This window comes from Parvibaculum sp. (assembly GCF_035511255.1).
Lineage (GTDB): Bacteria > Pseudomonadota > Alphaproteobacteria > Parvibaculales > Parvibaculaceae > Parvibaculum.
Genome location: NZ_DATKFR010000220.1, coordinates 1 through 1801, shown reverse-complemented (window position 1 = coordinate 1801; position 1801 = coordinate 1). Strand labels below are relative to the sequence as shown.

The following is a 1801-nucleotide window of genomic DNA, read 5'->3' as shown; positions in this document are numbered from 1 at the left end:
TGACCTGTTCCTGGCCGTAGATGACTTCCGCAATGGCCGCGCGTGCCGCCGCGATCTTGGCGCCGGAGGCTTCGATTTCCTGGACGGCGTTGCCATCCGCTTCACTGAGTGTCTGCATTGACCTAAGTATAGAGTGTGCCGTGCCCTTTCAGAAGCGAAAGGGCCGGGAGCCGCATCGACCCGACCATTCGCGACGGGTTTCATGACGATATTATGGCCGGACGGTCCGGTTTGGTATCGGGGAGTGGAGGTTTGACGGTCTTGCCGGAGAATAAAAAGGCGAAGGAGGCGGGCGGCGCCGCTGCGTCCGGCCTTCTGTCCGCCGCCGAGGCGGAGGGCAAGCGTGCGCGTGGCCTGCCGCCGGTCCATCTGTGGAACCCGGACTTCTGCGGCGATATCGACATGCGAATCGCCCGCGACGGAACCTGGTTCTACATGGGAACGCCCATCGGCCGGGAAAGGCTCGTCCGCCTCTTCTCGACCATCCTTCGCCATGACGAGGACGGGAAATACTATCTGGTCACGCCGGTCGAGAAGGTCGGCATCAGGGTCGAGGACGCGCCCTTCCTCGCCGTCGCCATGAAGGTCGAGGGCGAGGGCCGGAGCCAGACGCTCATCTTCACGACCAATGTCGGCGACGAGACGGCCGCCGGAGCCGACCATCCGATCCGCTTCGTGATCGACGCCGAAACAGGCGAACCCGCGCCTTACGTACACGTCAGGGCCCGGCTCGAGGCGCTGATCGCCCGCGCCGTCTTCTACGACCTCGTGGAACTGGGCGCGGAGGAGGAACACGAAGGCCGGCGCTGGTTCGGCGTCTGGTCGGGCGGCGTCTTCTTCCCCTTCATGCCGGCGGAGGAGATGGCCTTTTGATCGTCCTGGACAATATTCCACATATGGAATATATTCCCTAGATGGAATGCGAGGTCGAATATACCGACGAGTTCGGTACTTGGTGGACCGGCCTTGATGACCGGGAGCAGGAGGATGTGGCCGCCGTCGTCACGTTGCTTGAGGAAAGGGGCGTGACGCTTGGTTTTCCATTTTCTTCGGGCGTCGAACGATCGAGGCACGGGCATATGAGGGAGCTTCGAATCCAGAGCGGCGGCAGGCCCATTCGTGTCTTCTATGCGTTCGATCCTCGCCGATCAGCCATTCTGCTGATCGGAGGCGACAAGACGGGGCGCGACCGCTTTTATGACGAATTCGTTCCCGTCGCGGATCGCCTCTATGACGAGCATCTGGTTCAGTTGAAGAAGGAAGGATTGATCCCATGACCGGACGCAGGAAGTTCGGCGACCTCGTCGGCAAATTGCCGGCGGAGCGGCGCGAACGCATCAGGGCGAAAGCGTCGGCGCTGCGCGAAGAGATGGCATTGCACGAATTGCGCGAAGCCCTGCATGTCACGCAGACCTCGCTTGCCACGCTGCTCGGTGTCGAACAGCCGGCCATCGCCAAGCTCGAGCGTCGCGACGACGCGCATATCAGCAAGATCAGGCAGGTGATCGAGGGGTTGGGCGGCGAGTTGCGTCTCGTTGCGCATTTCCCGAACGGCGATGTGACGATCACGAATTTCAGCCAATCGACGAAGTAACTTTTTATGGCGAGCTACCGCGATCGCATTCTCGCCCGGGTCGACCGGGATCCGCCGCCGCTCGATGTGCTGCTGGCGCCGCGCGTCGCGGAAATGGCGAATGGCCGCCTGCGCGGCGACCACGACATGAACCCGGACGACTGGGAAGAGACGCCCGCCGTCTCGCTGCGCGCCGCCGCCGTGCTGGTGCCGATCGTCGAATATCCC

At 62.7% G+C, this 1801-nt stretch carries 3 protein-coding genes and 1 pseudogene; all 4 read left to right on the top strand.

The window, feature by feature from the left end:
- The first annotated feature begins 231 nt into the window (after window positions 1-231).
- Window positions 232-873, top strand: a complete 642-nt coding sequence (locus tag VMR03_RS08680) for a DUF1285 domain-containing protein (protein WP_414693162.1) — start codon at window positions 232-234, stop codon at window positions 871-873.
- A gap of 41 nt (window positions 874-914) precedes the next feature.
- Window positions 915-1277, top strand: a complete 363-nt coding sequence (locus tag VMR03_RS08675; RefSeq protein ID WP_325404248.1) for a type II toxin-antitoxin system RelE/ParE family toxin — start codon at window positions 915-917, stop codon at window positions 1275-1277.
- The gene (locus VMR03_RS08670) at window positions 1274-1594 is read left to right on the top strand and encodes an XRE family transcriptional regulator (RefSeq protein WP_325404246.1); all 321 of its coding nucleotides are present in this window, start codon (window positions 1274-1276) and stop codon (window positions 1592-1594) included. Before VMR03_RS08675 ends, VMR03_RS08670 begins: the two co-directional genes overlap by 4 nt.
- A 6-nt stretch (window positions 1595-1600) precedes the next feature.
- A pseudogene (locus VMR03_RS08665) lies at window positions 1601-1801 on the top strand (CoA pyrophosphatase); the annotation flags it as partial.